General features: G+C 62.5%; 20 protein-coding genes and 1 pseudogene. 8 read left to right on the plus strand and 13 right to left on the minus strand.

All coding sequences use genetic code 11. From position 1 onward, the window contains the following. Positions 1–3: 3 nt before the first annotated feature. The 5 genes from ACFO5X_RS25740 to ACFO5X_RS25760 form a co-directional block, all read right to left on the minus strand. Positions 4–723: a hypothetical protein gene (locus ACFO5X_RS25740; protein WP_380723081.1), complete on the minus strand. Its 720-nt coding sequence runs from the start codon at positions 721–723 to the stop codon at positions 4–6. After that, entirely contained in the window at positions 720–2021 is a 1302-nt protein-coding gene (locus ACFO5X_RS25745; protein ID WP_380723083.1) for a tyrosine-type recombinase/integrase, read from the minus strand. The genes ACFO5X_RS25740 and ACFO5X_RS25745 overlap by 4 nt, the downstream gene beginning before the upstream one ends. A gap of 346 nt (positions 2022–2367) precedes the next feature. Next, positions 2368–2886, minus strand: a complete 519-nt coding sequence (locus tag ACFO5X_RS25750; protein ID WP_380723085.1) for a hypothetical protein — start codon at positions 2884–2886, stop codon at positions 2368–2370. A 235-nt stretch (positions 2887–3121) separates the two neighbouring features. Further along, entirely contained in the window at positions 3122–3766 is a 645-nt protein-coding gene (locus tag ACFO5X_RS25755) for a ComEC/Rec2 family competence protein (RefSeq protein WP_380723087.1), read from the minus strand. 89 nt (positions 3767–3855) lie between these two features. Continuing rightward, a complete protein-coding gene (locus tag ACFO5X_RS25760; RefSeq protein ID WP_380723089.1) occupies positions 3856–4017 on the minus strand; it encodes a hypothetical protein in 162 nt (53 codons plus the stop codon). Between the two features lie 138 nt (positions 4018–4155). On the opposite strand from ACFO5X_RS25760, the gene ACFO5X_RS25765 reads away from it, so the two are divergent. The 6 genes from ACFO5X_RS25765 to ACFO5X_RS25790 all read left to right on the plus strand — a co-directional run bounded on the left by ACFO5X_RS25765 (position 4156) and on the right by ACFO5X_RS25790 (position 8394). Then, on the plus strand, positions 4156–4551 hold the full coding sequence (locus ACFO5X_RS25765; protein ID WP_380723091.1) for a hypothetical protein: 396 nt from the start codon (positions 4156–4158) through the stop codon (positions 4549–4551). Positions 4552–4611: 60 nt separating this feature from the next. Continuing rightward, a complete protein-coding gene (locus tag ACFO5X_RS25770) occupies positions 4612–4830 on the plus strand; it encodes a hypothetical protein (RefSeq protein ID WP_380723093.1) in 219 nt (72 codons plus the stop codon). Then, complete coding sequence (locus tag ACFO5X_RS25775; protein WP_380723095.1) at positions 4827–6239, plus strand: TolC family protein; 1413 nt, start codon at positions 4827–4829, stop codon at positions 6237–6239. The genes ACFO5X_RS25770 and ACFO5X_RS25775 overlap by 4 nt, the downstream gene beginning before the upstream one ends. Then, positions 6236–7588, plus strand: a complete 1353-nt coding sequence (locus ACFO5X_RS25780) for a multicopper oxidase family protein (RefSeq protein ID WP_380723097.1) — start codon at positions 6236–6238, stop codon at positions 7586–7588. Before ACFO5X_RS25775 ends, ACFO5X_RS25780 begins: the two co-directional genes overlap by 4 nt. Positions 7589–7649: 61 nt before the next feature. Further along, entirely contained in the window at positions 7650–7949 is a 300-nt protein-coding gene (locus ACFO5X_RS25785) for a copper-binding protein (protein WP_380723099.1), read from the plus strand. Between the two features lie 154 nt (positions 7950–8103). Then, positions 8104–8394, plus strand: coding sequence for an SHOCT domain-containing protein (locus tag ACFO5X_RS25790; RefSeq protein ID WP_380723101.1), 291 nt, complete (start codon positions 8104–8106; stop codon positions 8392–8394). Positions 8395–8415: 21 nt separating this feature from the next. On the opposite strand, the gene ACFO5X_RS25795 is transcribed toward ACFO5X_RS25790, so the two are convergent. From ACFO5X_RS25795 to ACFO5X_RS25820, 6 genes and pseudogenes are all read right to left on the minus strand, one after another. Continuing rightward, entirely contained in the window at positions 8416–8844 is a 429-nt protein-coding gene (locus tag ACFO5X_RS25795; RefSeq protein ID WP_380723103.1) for a c-type cytochrome, read from the minus strand. Beyond that, a complete protein-coding gene (locus ACFO5X_RS25800) occupies positions 8841–9275 on the minus strand; it encodes a c-type cytochrome (protein WP_380723105.1) in 435 nt (144 codons plus the stop codon). Before ACFO5X_RS25800 ends, ACFO5X_RS25795 begins: the two co-directional genes overlap by 4 nt. Before the next feature lie 24 nt (positions 9276–9299). Further along, positions 9300–9521: a multicopper oxidase domain-containing protein gene (locus ACFO5X_RS25805; protein WP_380723107.1), complete on the minus strand. Its 222-nt coding sequence runs from the start codon at positions 9519–9521 to the stop codon at positions 9300–9302. 62 nt (positions 9522–9583) lie between these two features. Further along, complete coding sequence (locus ACFO5X_RS25810; RefSeq protein ID WP_380723109.1) at positions 9584–10012, minus strand: c-type cytochrome; 429 nt, start codon at positions 10010–10012, stop codon at positions 9584–9586. 85 nt (positions 10013–10097) lie between these two features. Then, positions 10098–10430, minus strand: a complete 333-nt coding sequence (locus ACFO5X_RS25815; RefSeq protein WP_380723112.1) for a hypothetical protein — start codon at positions 10428–10430, stop codon at positions 10098–10100. A 78-nt stretch (positions 10431–10508) separates the two neighbouring features. Further along, positions 10509–10850: pseudogene (locus tag ACFO5X_RS25820) on the minus strand (MauE/DoxX family redox-associated membrane protein); the annotation flags it as partial. A 162-nt stretch (positions 10851–11012) separates the two neighbouring features. Here ACFO5X_RS25820 and ACFO5X_RS25825 point away from each other — a divergent pair. After that, complete coding sequence (locus ACFO5X_RS25825) at positions 11013–11288, plus strand: hypothetical protein (RefSeq protein WP_380723114.1); 276 nt, start codon at positions 11013–11015, stop codon at positions 11286–11288. 4 nt (positions 11289–11292) lie between these two features. Here ACFO5X_RS25825 and ACFO5X_RS25830 read toward each other — a convergent pair whose 3' ends face one another. Together ACFO5X_RS25830 and ACFO5X_RS25835 are read right to left on the minus strand one after the other, a co-directional pair. Continuing rightward, positions 11293–11949, minus strand: a complete 657-nt coding sequence (locus ACFO5X_RS25830; protein ID WP_380723116.1) for a L,D-transpeptidase — start codon at positions 11947–11949, stop codon at positions 11293–11295. Between the two features lie 290 nt (positions 11950–12239). Next, positions 12240–14765 carry a calcium-binding protein gene (locus ACFO5X_RS25835; RefSeq protein ID WP_380723118.1) on the minus strand — a complete coding sequence of 842 codons (2526 nt, stop codon included), beginning with the start codon at positions 14763–14765 and terminating at the stop codon, positions 12240–12242. Positions 14766–14868: 103 nt separating this feature from the next. Here ACFO5X_RS25835 and ACFO5X_RS25840 point away from each other — a divergent pair, with 103 nt between their 5' ends. Beyond that, positions 14869–15009, plus strand: coding sequence for a hypothetical protein (locus ACFO5X_RS25840; RefSeq protein ID WP_380723120.1), 141 nt, complete (start codon positions 14869–14871; stop codon positions 15007–15009). The last annotated feature ends 5 nt before the right edge of the window (positions 15010–15014 follow it).

The raw sequence follows: 15014 nt of genomic DNA on the forward strand, positions 1-15014 counted from the left end.
CATCTAAAATGGTGTTTTCTTGTCACCACGGGTCAACCAAACTCGCTTCACGCTGGAAAACGTAGCCGGTTGCATCCCCATTTCGCGAAGAAACCCGGCGACGACGTCACAACCAGATTGTTCCAAAGTCGCATCGTTGCGGGTCGGCATCAGGCCGAGCGCTCGGCCCACCTCAAGAGCATCTACAATCAATTTGTCCCTTCGATAGTTCATTGTTGAGGACACGCCACGTTTCTCCTTTGGTCGCTGAATGTCGCGTCGAAGCAGGTCCACCACAAACGCTATGACATCCGGACGGATTTCCGACGATTGCCTAATGTACATGCTTGCAATATCGCAGGTAACGTCGAATGCAATCGGATCAAATTTCGCCGCTTCCCTATAAACCGAAAAATCGACTGGTGCAGCTTTGTATTTTCCTCGAATATGCGCTTGCGTTGTTGGTTCAAGGTTACTCCGATAAAAGGAAAGGAACGCCCTGACCATCGTCTCGGCAAGCTGTGCCCCCTCTACGCCGAGTTCCTGGGCCTCTGTTTCAATTCGGTCAACGTAGCGAATTAAAGATTCAACCTCGTCAGCGTAACTAAGGCTTGCACTATGAGGCGAGTACGAGCGAAACAAAGCGATCTCATTTAACGCTTTTAATCGCTCCATTGCGCTTAAATGGAAGGCATGCGAATCGAAGTAAACAATCCGCTTGAAAGATTCCTCTCTCAACTTCACTTGGAGACTGACTTATTTTGAGACGCGTCACCAGGAACCAACGAATGATTAAGAAACTGTTCCCAAGCCGTCATCATGCTGCGCCGTTTTTCGATCATGTCGCCGCGCCGGTAACTGGCCTCTACCGCATTGCTAATGCGGTGTGCTAAGGCAACCTCGGCCATGTCGCCGGGGAAGGTAGTGCGTTCGGCTACCCAGTCGCGAAATGTGCTGCGCAAGCCGTGGGGAACGGCAGTTCGCTTTGACGTCCGGTCCACAAAACCCGATCTACCCTCGGCGACTTCGCCCTCGTGCATGCGCTTCATAGTAGCGGAAAGGGTCATGTCGGACAGTTTTCCTCCACGTGGCGCCGGAAACACCAGTGGATTGTCTTCAAAACGGGGTAGCGCCTCCAAAAGCGCTTTGGCTCCGGAGGGCAACGGCACGCGATGTTCTTTGCCCATCTTCATCCGCGCGGCGGGAATAACCCACAACGCCTTGTCCAAGTCGATTTCATCCCACTCAGCACCGCGCACCTCCTGCGACCGGGTAGCAGTCAGGGCCAGAAACTCCAAGGCCCGCGCCCCGAATCCATCCCGGTTCTGCAACGCCACGAACCAACGCTTTGCATCGTCCAAGGAGATAGCGGGGTGATTGCCTTCCGTCGCCACTTTGGAAGGTGCAGGCAGTAGTTCCTTAAGATTGCCAGCCCAGCGCGCCGGGTTGTCGCCCACACGGTGGCCCGCCACGGTGGCCCAGCTTAGAACCGCCTCGATCCGCCCACGCAGACGTGAGGCGGTTTCGGTCTTCTCCAACCAAAGGGGGTGGAGCACGCGTAGCACGTCTTGCGTGGTTATATCCTGCACCAGCATCTTTCCCAATTCGGGGCTGGCGTAAGTCGCGAGAGTGTTTTCCCACTGCTGGCGGTGCTTTGCATTCTTGAAGGCTTCCAATTTGGCCACAAGGCACTTCTCGGCCGCCTTGTCGAAAGTCAGTCCCCGGCGCTGGGCGGCAATAAGCGCGGCCTTTACAGCCTTGCGTTGCTCCACTGGATCGATCCCGCGTTCGATTTTGGCGCGGGCATCACGGGCCTTGTCTCGGGCCTGTGAGAGGGTCACGCCGGGAAAGCTCCCCAACCCAATATCGCGTCGCAGGCTGCCCACCTTAGCGCGCAAGACCCAAGACCGCCCGCCGCCGGAGGTAACCTGCAGGTGAAGGCCAGGAACTCCACCGACCGAATAGAGGACGTTCCGCTTTCCGCCCGGATGGGCCAGCCGTTTCACATCAAGAGCGCTAAGTTCGGCGGCAACCTTGGGCATCTAATTATCCTACATCCCACCCCACATAGGAAATATAACGGGATGCATCGGATTGCACAAGCTTGTAGCTTGAGAAGTGGGATATCGCCTTATTTTCCTCCCATCAGGGAAGGCTTATGCATATGATTGAAAGAGGAAAAAAAAGCATCGTGGCGGCCTGTCTCTCCGCCACTTGCCCCCCTGCGGGTGATGGCAACATCCTGAAAAGCTAAGACTTTAAGGGCAACGCCCATTCTTGGGGCGAATTTTTGCTCCACATTTTGCTACACATTTTTCGTCGAGAAAATGTTCGACCCACGCGGCAATCGTTTCAGATGCTTCTGCTACTCGCCCCGAAAGTCGCGTTTCAGTCGATGCCGTTGAGCTCACAGTCCAGGCTGTCGACGCTGACCCGCATCACCTGACTGTAGGAATAGAAATCGACTGAAAGCGTCACGGTCTCGCGGTCCGTTCCCGATCCCCAGAAATCAAGCTCGGCGTCTTCACTTACTGTCTCATACTTCCGGAAACCATTAGCGTCGGTAGTCGTGAGCGACATCTCACAAGTAAATTCGAGAGACGCGCTACGATCATCCTCGCTGTCGGCGTAAGATGTTCCCTCGATTTCCACATCCAGTTGGCAGGAACGGAAACCACCGTCGTAGTTTTCGTCGCAGTCCAGCTGACCTGGGTCGAACTCATAGTCAAAGCCTCCTTCGACAACTGGCTTCCGGGATAGCATACGAATGAGGTAATATAGGTCTGGATCGCTGTCCTTTAGAGCCTCGAGACGGCGCATTGTATCCTGGATTGGCTCTGCGTTGGCGACACTTGCCATCGCGAAGGCGACGCCGAAAACGCCCTGTAACATGCATCTGGAACCCATGTTTTCCTCCTACCCCCCCCTCTTCACCGGCTAAAGACCCCAAGCTACCCGCCGTTAGGCCTACTGACCGCAATCGTTTTAACTACGGTCCTGATTACGAGTGGCTCGTCAACCTTTTCTCGAGAAGCATTCCTCCATTGCCCGTCAGCCTATTGCCGACGACGCATCATGTTCCATGTAAAGAGATTTGAGACTGATAGGCTGTATCAGAACGGATCACTCTCATCGAAAAACTCTACGCTGTCAGCAGATCGCCGATGCGCAGCTTCGTGCGGTCTTTCGAAGGCGTCACGACATAGTTTCCCCACACGCCTACTGTGATGGAAATCGTTCCAACACTCCGTGTCGTGTAGACATGCCGCAGATCTCGGACACCGAAAGCATTTTCCGTGCCGAAAACCGGTATTCCGTTTACACGGTCCCGATACCCCTGTGTAGACTTCGGCTGCGTGCCGTATCGGATGCCGTCATCGGACATCACAGCAATGTCGGGGCGCAAGATCTGAAATAGCTCGGGGCATTTCCCATTCTCACGCCCATGATGAGAAGTCACGAACACGTGTGTGCCTACCAGCAGATGACGGAAATCCTGGTTCCTCAACATCATCCGCCACCCTGCGGTTTCGAGGTCGCCACCGAAAAGGATCGTGAAGTTTCCCCACCTGAAAAAGGTCGCCAGGCTCAGGTCGTTCGTGTCCGTGAAGTGCGGCCCGAAACGGCGGTAGAAATGAACGACTTCAACTTCGCCAGTGTCAGGCCATTGCCCGATCAGACCCGGACCGAAGTCGCTCAGGACATCGTGCGCGGTCGACACACCCGTCCGCATCCCATCGGGCTTCATTGAGGCGAGAACGTTTGCTGTCACCGACGGATTGCTCACGATGCTCCGAACGGCGACCCTCCGGCACGCTTCGCCCCTCCGCAGTCGATCATGTATCTCGCACCATTTGGCCAGGCCCAGGATTTGCGTTAATCGAGGTCTACGGTGTGGACGATCAATGTGACCGGCGCCGCAGCATTCGGGCCGAAGCCGGTCGTCTGCTTTGCTTGTTGGGATGCAAGGTGAATCTCGAACCCGGTTACGATGTGTTCACTGTGCATCCCACCCGCGCCGAGATGGCGCACCAGCATCTCAGGGCCCTCAAAGTCGTGCGTAGCGCACGATAAATCGGCGGGTCGGACGACAGCGGCGGATTTGCACCAATGCCCATGTTGCTGAAGCGCTTGTGACTTGCCACGACGCCCGCGCTGCAAGATGATGCGATCACGATGACGAAATACCTGCTCGCACTCTTCCTGGCGCTGACCGGGCTGATGACGGTGGCCGCCCCGGTCGCCGTCATGGCCATGTCCGGCTCCATGCTGTGCGAACAGCAGGCAAGCGTCAGCATGAAGCTTGCCGCGCACCAGCCTCCGGCTGCCGCGATGGACCATTCCCACCATGCAGCGGACCACGGCATGAAGCAGGTGGTCGAGACCTCGGGTGAAGCCTCGACGGACTCGACGCCGATCTGCTGCGATCATGCCTGCGTTGCGGAGCTGACGGTGATGCCCGTGGTGCTGGGCAATGGCCAGATCGCATCACGCGCGCCGCATGATCTGTCTTCGGCCGACCTGGCCGAACTGACGCACCCGAACGGGCTGCGACGACCTCCGAAAGCGTGATCGCGCTGTCGTAGGGCGCTGTCCGGCGCCTGCTCTGCCGATCCCTTCCGGAGACCCATCATGAAGATTCTCTTGGCGGCCACGGTGCCGCTGGCGCTCGCGGGCTGTTCACAGCCGTTCGAGCCCCCGTTGGCTGCCCCGCTCATCCGGGCCGCCGATCCGATGACCGCACGCGCCGCCCCCGCCGGGCCAGCCGTCACGCATACCTCACGCGCCATCGAGGCGCCGGGCGATTGGCGCCAGCTGAACGACGCGCAGGCGCCGGGAGGGTCGTCATGAAGAGGACCTTGAAGATGGGCGTGGCACTTCTGCCGCTGGCCCTTGCGGCCTGTGCGGATGCCGGGCTGGTCGGCCAGGCATCGGCCCCCGGCGTGGGGTTCTCCCTCGTGGCGAGCGGGTCAAAACAGGCCACCGGCGCGTCGGGCGTCTGGCCTCAGTCGGCCGCCGAGGTGGCCGCGAACGAGGCGCGGGCCCGGGCGCTGGTGCACCGGAAAACCATCGGGCCCGACACGGCCGTGCAGGTGGCGCTGATGAACAACCGTGGACTTCAGGCGGCCTATGCCGATCTGGGACTCTCGGCGGCGGACCTCTGGGAGGTCGCCATGGGTCCGGTGCCCTCCTTCGGCGTGACCATCTCCGGGATCGGCGACGTGGGGCTGGCCCGCTCGCTGGAAGCTGTGGTGACGGGCGCGATCCTCGACGCGGCGACCGTGAAGCCCCGCCGGGCGATTGCGCAGACAAAGTTCCAGCAGGCGCAGTTTGCTGCTCTCGGGGCGACCATCGCTCTGGCGACCGAGACCCGCCAGGCGTGGATCGACGCGGTCGCGGCCTTCGAGGCCGCCGCGCTGATCGGGCGGGCGCAGGGCACAGCAGATGCGGCGTCGGAACTGGCCGCCGAACTGGGGCGCACCGGGGCGATGAACCGGGCCGATCAGGCGCGGGAGCATGTGTTTACCGCCGAACTTGCCGCCGAAAGGGCCGATGCCCGGCTGGAGGCGCAGCTTGCGAAGGAGAGGCTGACCCGGCTCATGGGGCTCTGGGGCGCAGATATCGACTTCTATGTGCCGGATCGGCTGCCGGGACTGCCCGGTCGCAGGCCCGGCCGGTCGGATGTCGAGAAGCTGGCGCTTGAGCACCGCACCGACCTCGCCATCGGGAGGCTGGAGCTGGAGGCCATCGCGCAGGAATACCGGCTGGAGGGTCAGACGCGGATGCTCTCGGATATCGAGATCACCGCGGGCGCTGAAGTCGAACGCTCCGACACGCCAACGGGACGGGAGACGGAGACCTCGCGCGTTCTGGAAGCGAGCTTCGAGATCCCGCTCTACGACACCGGCAAGCTGACCAGCCGCCGGGGCGAACTGGCCTACATGCGCGCGGCGAACGAACTGGCGCAGTCGGCCGTGAACGCCCGGTCCGAGGCGCGGTCGGCCTATGCCGCCGTCACCGGCAAATATAACATCGCCCGGCACTGGCGGGACGAGGTGCTGCCGCTGCGCCGCATCATCGATGCAGAGGCGCTGAAGTCCTACAACGGCATGCTCACCTCGACCTTCGAACTGATCGCCGACGCCCGCGAGGGCCTTGAAGCCGAACTCAGCTATGCCAAGGCAAGGGCCGATTATTGGCGTGCCGAAACCGCAATGACCGCAGCCATCTGGGGTGGCGCGACAGGAGGTGCAGAATGAACCGCAGACAACTTCTTGCCGGCGGTGCCGGCCTTGCCATGGCGTCTGCCGCGCAGGCGCAGACCCGATTCCGGGACCTTCCTGAGGCCGCGAGCAATGATAGCCCCAATACGCAGGTCCCGCCACGCCCGTCCAACGGCCCCGACTATAACCCGGTCGTGACGCTGAACGGCTGGTCGCTGCCCTGGCGCATGAACGGCAATGTGAAGGAGTTCCACCTCGTTGCCGAGCCGGTCGAACGCATCATGGCCAACGGCATGATGGCGCGGCTTTGGGGCTACAACGGCCAATCCACCGGCCCGACCATCGAGGCGGTCGAGGGCGAGCGGGTGCGCATCTATGTCACCAACCGCCTGCCCGAGCATACCTCGGTCCACTGGCACGGGCTGATCCTGCCCTCGGGCATGGACGGCGTCGGCGGCCTGTCGCACCCGGCGATCCCGCCCGGCAAGACCTTCGTCTACGAGTTCGACCTGACCAAGTCCGGCACCTTCATGTATCACCCCCACGCCGACGAGATGGTGCAGATGGCCATGGGGATGATGGGCCTCTTCATCGTGCACCCGCGCGATCCGTCCTTCATGCCGGTCGACCGGGATTTCGCCTTCCTCCTCGCGGCTTACGACATCGATCCCGGCACATACATCCCGCGCGTGGCCGAGATGACGAACTTCAACATGTGGACCTGGAACAGCCGGATCTTCCCGGACATTGACCCTCTGGTCGTCAACAAGGGGGATCGGGTCCGCGTGCGTTGCGGCAACCTGACCATGACCAACCATCCGATCCACATGCATGGCTATGATTTCGAGGTCACCTGCACCGACGGCGGCTGGGTGCCCGAGAGCGCCCGCTGGCCCGAGGTCAGCATCGACATCCCCGTCGGCGCCATGCGCGCCTACGAGTTCGACGCGATCCACGAAGGCGACTGGGCCATCCACTGCCATAAGTCTCACCATACGATGAACGCCATGGGCCACGACCTGCCGACCTTCATCGGGGCCGACAAGCGCAAGCTGACCGGCATGATCCGGAAGGAGACGCGCGGCTACATGCCCATGGGCACCGCCGGGATGGCCGACATGGGCGAAATGTCGATGGAGCTGCCCGAAAACACGATCCCGATGATGACCGGCTGGGGCCCCTACGGGCCGCTCGAGATGGGTGGCATGTTCAGCGTCGTGAAGGTGCGCGAGGGCATCGCGCCCGGCGATTACTCCGACCCCGGCTGGTATGAGAACCCGCCCGGCACCGAAGCGTGGGAATGGACCGGCGAGCTTCCTGAAGAGGCCCGCAATACCAGCCCCGACACCATCATCTCACCCCGCGACCATGTGCGTCGCGGGTGATTTCCCCCGGCGGCCGGCCTGTCCGGACGCATCCCCCCTCAAGTCTTGAAAGGACACCCCTATGAAAACCCTGATGACCCTTGCCTTCGCCCTCTTCGCCACCACCGCCGTCGCGGAGGGCACCAACAGCCATGGCGACATGAAGATGAGCATGGGCAAGATCACCAAGATCGACACCCAGTGGAACCGTCTGACCATCGACCATGGCCCGCTCGCCAACCTGGAGATGGAAGCAATGACCATGGTCTTCGAGGTCGCCGATCCCGCGATGCTGGACGGCCTGTCGGAAGGCCAGGAGGTCGAATTCATGGCCGACCGCGTGAAGGGCAAGCTGACCGTGACCGAGATCATCGCCGAGTAATCCATCCGGCCAGCCATGTGACGGTGACGGGGCGTTCCTGGAAACAGGGGCGCCCCTTCTTCTGTCACGATCGCCTGCGGTTGCGATGGATCAAGGACATTCACAGCAGTCTGCCAGACTATGAAGGCGCGATATCTCACCCCAGGAGGGTAACATGAAACGACTCGCACTTTCCCTTGTCCTGCTCGCGCAGCCGGCTTTGGCAGACCCGGAGGGCTATGATCACATGATGAACTACGGTCCCGGGATGATGTTCGGACCGGTTCTCTGGCTGATCGTCCTTGGCCTGGTCGTGGCCGGGATCGTCTGGTTCGTCCGCCGCATGGATGGGCACGCCCCGGTCGGCAAGGCGCCCGGGGCGCTGGCAGAACTCGACATGCGTTTCGCCCGTGGCGAGATCGACGCCGAGGACTATGCCGCCCGGAAGAAGCTGCTGGCCAGCTGACCGGCGCCCACAGTCAGGCTGTCAGTCGGCGGCATGCGTCCGCTGGCTCTGCACCTCCTGCGCCCGCTCGGGCCAGGTCGACCGGATGAAGGCGAGGATATCCAGCACCTCGTCTTCGGTCAGCGTCTCCTCGAAGGCTGGCATCCCGCTCTTGAACCCTGTGACGCCACGCGCCTCCAGCGCGGCCTGACCACCCTTCAGCGTGTATTCCAGGAGGAGCGGCGTGTCGTGATGCCATGTGTGGCCCGTCACATCATGCGGGGGCGCGGGTAGAACGCCGTCCTCCCCGGGCGCGCGCCAGTCGGGCTGGCCTTCCAGCTTGGCGCCATGGCACGACGCACAGGACTCGGCATAAAGGGCGGCGCCGACCGAGAGGTCCCGGCCTTCGAAACGGTGATCGGCCTGTGCAGTCGTCGCCACGCAGGCCAAAAGTGCAGCCCGCAGCCTCATTTGGCCCGGAAATCGGAATGGCAGGCACCGCAGGCCCGGCCGATCTCGTGCATGACCTGCATCAGGTCTCCTGAGCCTTCGACCGTCCCGGCAAGGCCTGCGGCCGTGGTCCGGAGCGCTTCGGCGCGGGCCGTGAAGGTCGCGAAGTTGTCCCAGATCACCGCTAGCGCCTCGGATTTGGGATCGAGGGCTTTTTTCTCAAAGAGCGAGGGAATGTAGGAGGCTTCCTCCGCTATCTTCTCGAGCGCAGCATTGACCGCCGCCTCGTCGAACGAGGCCTGACCCATGTGCATGCTGCCGATGACCTTCATCTGCTTGGCCAGTTCCGACATGCCCATCATGCGGTTCATCACATCGGGATCCTTCACGCCGCTATGTGCGAAGGCCGCCGTGCCGGTGGCGATCACAGCAATGGCGATGTATTTCTTCATTTTATTTCACTCCTGTTGAGGGGATTAGCTTACGTTGATCCATGTGGTCATGCCCGACGACGCATGTCCGGGCATGTGGCAGTGGAACAGCCACTTGCCGGGGGTGTCGGCGACAAAGGCGATCTCCAGCGGCGGCATGTCGGTCATGCCGACCTGCCCGGACAGAGCCCGGAACTGGCCCTGCCCCGCCATCTCGCGAAACCCCATGGAGCGGCCGTGCATCATGGCGCCGGACATGCGGCCCATGCAAGCCGGCCGTTCCCGCCACCGCGCCGCAGAAGCTGCGGCGTGTCATGCGAAGGGTCATGTCACTCGATTCCATTGGCGCGCTGAAGTTCGCGGACATAGGCGACGATATTGCCGACATCGGCCTTGGTCAGCCCAGACTGGGCGGGCATGTCGCCGAAGGTCCAGTGATGCGACCGGACACCGTTCTGGACGGCCATCAGAAAGGCCATGTCCGCGTGATGGTTCGGTTCGTAGATCTTGTGGACCAGCGGCGGGCCGAAGCCCTGCTTGCCGGTTGCATTGGTGCCATGGCAGGCAGCACAGGTCGCGTCGAAGGCCCGCTGGCCCATAATGGCATCGGCCGACAGAGTTTCTGGCACCGTGATCGAGACGAGCGGTTCGCCTTTTGCTGGCGGTGCGCTTGGCTCCGGGGCATCGGGCCGGGTGAAGTAGTAGGCTCCGCCTGCGATGGCGACGACGGCCAAGGCGGCGGGAATGATCTTGTTCATGGGTCATGATCCTGAAGGGCTCGGCCGGGGAGGCCGAACAAATCGAAGAACTGCGAACAGGGTCGCAGTCGCGGCTCCAAAGCCGTCAGGATCGTGGAGGCGGCAGGTCTCGGGGGAGGCAGACGGATTTAAGGTCAATCGTGTCGTGCGGACGCAAGCTGCGGGACGTCGCCGGTTCCAGAGTGAAAGCCAGGGATGTCGTCAAGGCGTGGACCGCCGGACCGCAACCCGCCCAGTTATGACAGTCGACGCCCGGGGCGTGCCCGCCCAAGTCGTCCATGCCCGGGCAGTCGGCGCAGTCGCTCTCCATCGCAGCGGCGCCTGTGTCAACATGCGGCATGTCATGCGCCTGCGCCGCTCCGGGCAGAAACGCCCAGGCGGTGACGATCAGCGCGATGATGACGAAGATATGCCGCACGAGACCTCCGGATGAATGACCGGACTATGACGCGATGCGCGTTGCAAGGTCAACCGTGGCAGGCGATCCCCCTTCGGCTCATCCGGCGAAAGCCCGCACGCCCATCCAAATCCCCATGAACATCATCGAGAGGTTCTCGGTCAGCGAGATGAACCCGAGCGGCACATTCGAACCCCCGCCTACGCAGGCGCATGTCAACTCGCGCTTGTCGATATAGACCGCCTTGAACACGCTGACCGCGCCGATCGTCCCGATGAAGAGTGCCACCGGGGCCGAGTTCCACGGCAGGATCCCGGCCGTCATCAGGATACCGGCCAACGCCTCGCCATAGGGATAGATCTTGCCGTCGGGCACCCATCTTTTCGCCAGCAGGTCGTAGTTGAGGATCATGGTCGAGAACTGATCCACATCCTGCAACTTCTATCTCCATGACTCCGTTGGGGATTAGTCCATCTGGGGTTATGCGCGCTTTCCGCCACGCCCCTGCCCCCATCTCCCGCGCCCAACCACAGCACAAATTGCAGCCGCGCGCGTGACGTGCGAAGGTCGCCTTCAAACCTGACCTTTGAAGGACCAACACCCATGAAAGCACTTCTCGGCCTGGCCCTGCCCGCCTGCCTCATCCTCGCGGCCTGCGTCGAACAGCCGGTCGACGCAACCACCGGCGACCGTCTCGTCGATGCCTCCAAGCTGCCTGAGGATGTGCGCGCGATGGCTGCGCCCGATCAGAACCTGTCCGACGTGCGGGTCATGGCGACGGATGGCTGCTACTGGTATCGCTACAGCGGCCCGGTCGAAACGACCTATCTGCCGCTGCGCACCGTGGACGGCCGCCCGATCTGCACCCGCCCGCAGTAACCGCTCAGCTCGCCGCGGCCAGCAGCGTCTCGGGCGGATAAAGCACCGCGGTCGAGCCGATGGCGACATCGTCATACAGGCTGATGATGTGCGGCATCGCCATCCGCACGCAGCCTGAACTGGCGCGCCCGCCAATCGACTGCGGCTCGGGCGTGCCGTGGATGCGGAGCAGCGTGTCGCGGTTGCCTTCGAACAGATAGAACGCGCGCGACCCCAGCGGGTTGTTCGGCCCACCCGGCATCCCGTCGGCAAATTGCTTGTAGGTGCCCGGATCGCGCTCGATCATCTCGGCCGTGGGCGTCCAGGTCGGCCATTTCGCCTTGCGTTTGATCGTATAGGTGCCGGCCTCGTAGAGGTTGCCGCGTGCGATGGCGACGCCAAAGCGCAGCGCGCTCCCGTCGGGCTGGATGTGATAGAGATAGCGTGCCACCGCATCGACGTGGATGGAGCCTGGCTCCAGCCCCGGATTGGCCTCCACCCGGGTGGCCAGGAAGCGGGGATGCATCCCCCAGGGGTTGGACGTTGCCGGATCGAAGAACGGCGGCGTCACCTGCGCGTCCCAGGCTGCCCATTGCGATTCCGACGCCGCCAGGGCCGGGCCCGCGAGGGGGGCGGAAAACAGCGCGGCACTCGTGGCGATGAAATGGCGTCTGGTCAACATGGTTCTGTCCTCTCGATCTGACACATCTCTCCGGGCGCACGCCCTGAATGACGGGCCGGAGAAGGATAGGACAGCGCAGCGCATCCCGAAAGAGCCCGGCGCCGCCGATCACCTGAAACTGAACGCTGCGCGGCGCAAACCGTTCCCTGTGCCCCAAAAGGGTGCGCCCCGACCCGTCCCGGAGGCAGGAACCCGTTTGGGGGGATCTGCCCGTGGAGAAGGATCGAGGCGCTGGATTGCCAGAGGGCCGGAGCGGCTACTGGCAATCCATCCGGTACGCGAGTGTCAGATCAGGACGAGCCGGTGACGCTGCAGAACCAGTCTTCCACTTCCGGAAGATCCGGGCAGTAGATGTCGTTGGCCTGGTCCCAGGACCCGATGGCGGTATAGCCGCCCGAGTCCAGTCCGTTGGCCGTCGAGTTGATGCCGACACCGCCGTTCAGGTTCGAATCCTGCCCCAGCGAGCTGAAGGTCGTCGCCGGGATCGGGAAGGCCGTCACATCCTGCCAGTTGATGTCCTGCAGGATGATCGTGTGGCCGCCGATCTGGATCGTGGTATCCGCGGCTCCGGTACCGACGCCGGCATTGCCCTCGCTGACCACCGCCTGCGCGTCCAGCAGCTCGAAGATCTTCGTGCGCACCTGGGCCATCGTCGAGCCAAGGGTGCCAGCCGCCGAGTCATCCACCGTCACACGGAAGCCGATCACATCCTGGTCTTCGTTGAAGTCGAAGTCGCGGATGATGTCCGTCCCGTCGGTCGAGCTGAACGAATAGTCGTCGCCGTCGAAGGACAGGGTCAGATCCGAGAAGAAGACGTCCTTGCCCTCGCCGCCGGTCAGGTCGTCGTCGCCTTCACCGCCAAGGATGAAGTCGTCGCCGCCACCGCCGTGCAACGTGTCGTCGCCAACGCCGCCGCCCAGGAAATCGTCGCCGTTCCTGCCATAGATCGAGTCGTCGCCCTCCTCGCCGAACAGGATGTCGTCATCGGCGCCGCCATCCACGGTGTCGTTGCCGACGCCGCCGAAGATCACGTCGTTGCCCCAGTCGCCGGAGATTTGGTCTCCGCCGGCCTGACCGAACATGATATCGTTGCCCGCGCCGCCATACATCTCGTCGGCCGCGTCCTCGCCCGGATCGGCCGACACGTCCGGCCCCTCGACGCAATCATAGGGGATCTGCAGTTCGGGCACCGGAGAATAGTCCTCGCAGATGCCGTTCTGGTCCAGATCGAGATCGCTGAGGCCATCGCCGCCGAACATGATGTCGTCGTCATCGCCGCCATCCATCCGATCCGAGGCGGCATTGCCCTGAAGCACGTCATCGCCGTCCTCGCCCAGGATCCTATCGCTCTGGTTGCCGCCTTCGATCCAGTCGTCGCCTTCGCTGCCGAACAGCTTGTCATTGCCGTCGTTGCCCTTCAGCGTGTCGTTTCCGGTGTCGCCGACAAGCTTGTCGTTGCCCGTGCCGCCATAGGCCGTGTCGTTGCCGGCGCCGGCATAGATCTTGTCGTCGCCCTGATCGCCCGCCAGCAGGTCGTCGCCGACGTTGCCCTTGATCAGGTCGTCGCCCTGGCCGCCCGAGATGGTATCGTCACCGAACTGACCATACAGGCGGTCATCGCCACCTTCGCCGAAGATCATGTCGTGGCCGCCGCCGCCGTGCATCAGGTCGTTGCCGATGTCGTCGCTGTCGCCTTCCGGCGGAAGCGCTTCCGGGCAGGCTCCGTCATGCTTGAGCGCCTGGCTGCCAAAGTTGATCGGCGCGCAGCTCCAGTCGATATCGCAGTCATACCCATTGATGCCTTCGATGTCGCCGTTGTCACCGAACAGGATATCCGACCCGGCACCGCCGTCGACGATGTCCGAACCGCCGCCGCCGCGCATGGTGTCGGTATGAGCGTCGCCGTTCATGGTGTCCTTGCCTTCGCCACCACTCATCTGGTCCTTGCCCCGGCCGCCGAACATCAGGTCGCGATCGTTACCGCCGAACATCGAGTCGTTGCCGCCCTGACCGTCCATCTCGTCGTTGCCGTCACCGCCGAACATGCAGTCGTTGCCATCTTTGGTGGTGTCGGTGCCGTAGTTCAGGTTCGGACCCAGGCCAACGCGGTTGTCGCCGAACATCTCGTCGTCGCCGGAACCGCCCAGCATGAGGTCGTTGCCCAGGCCGCCCGCCATCCGGTCGGCTTCGCTCTGACCATCCATCCGGTCGTGACCCGTGCCGCCATACATGAGGTCCTCGCCAGAGCCGCCCCACATGCAGTCGTCTCCGCCTTCGCCGTCCATGCAGTCGTCGCCGGCGCCGCCATCCATCCAGTCGTTGCCGTCACCGGGGTTGTTGGTGTCGATGGTGCCGTCGTCGCCCATCATCACGTCCGCACCGTCGCCGCCCCACATGGAGTCCGCGCCCAGCCCGCCGAGCATGTCGTCGTCGCCGTATTCGCCCCAGAGGCAATCGTTGCCGGTCTCGCCGTTCAGATAGTCGTCGTCCGACGCGGGATAGCCGAGATAGTTGAAATCCCCGTCATAGCCATAGAGGAAGTCGTCATCCTCGCCGCCGAGGATATAGTCGTCGCCGTCCAGACCCCAAAGGGTGTCGGCGCCCTGTTCCCCGTCCATGTAGTTGAAATTTTTGTTGCCAAAGATGCTGTCGTTGCCCTTGCCGGCCTCGATGTGATCCGCGTCATAGTCCGAGGTCAGGGTGCCGACGTTGTCGTCGTCCCCAAGCTGGAGCACCGGCGGAACAAGATCGGGCGGCGGCTGGTTCGGATCGCACTCACCCCAGTTGTCGTATGCGACATCGTTTCTGTCAGACATGATAGTATCTCCACTGAAAAACAACTCTCAGGCCGGGTTCCCACCGCCTCGAGCCATCGAACGCCGGCGTCCGCCGGCAGGATCACGAGCAGGGAATGTGCTCATGACCCCGATTGAACCCCTGAAAGCGCCCGCGCTCTGCCCCCATTCAGGGATGAATGCAGGCACCCGCAAAATACTGATCGGAAAAAACAAAACGCTGCGACCGCTGGCCGGGATCGATCCCGCCAGCGGCCGCGACTGAAGACT

Source organism: Seohaeicola nanhaiensis, assembly GCF_042654245.1.
Classification (GTDB): Bacteria; Pseudomonadota; Alphaproteobacteria; order Rhodobacterales; family Rhodobacteraceae; genus Seohaeicola_A; species Seohaeicola_A nanhaiensis.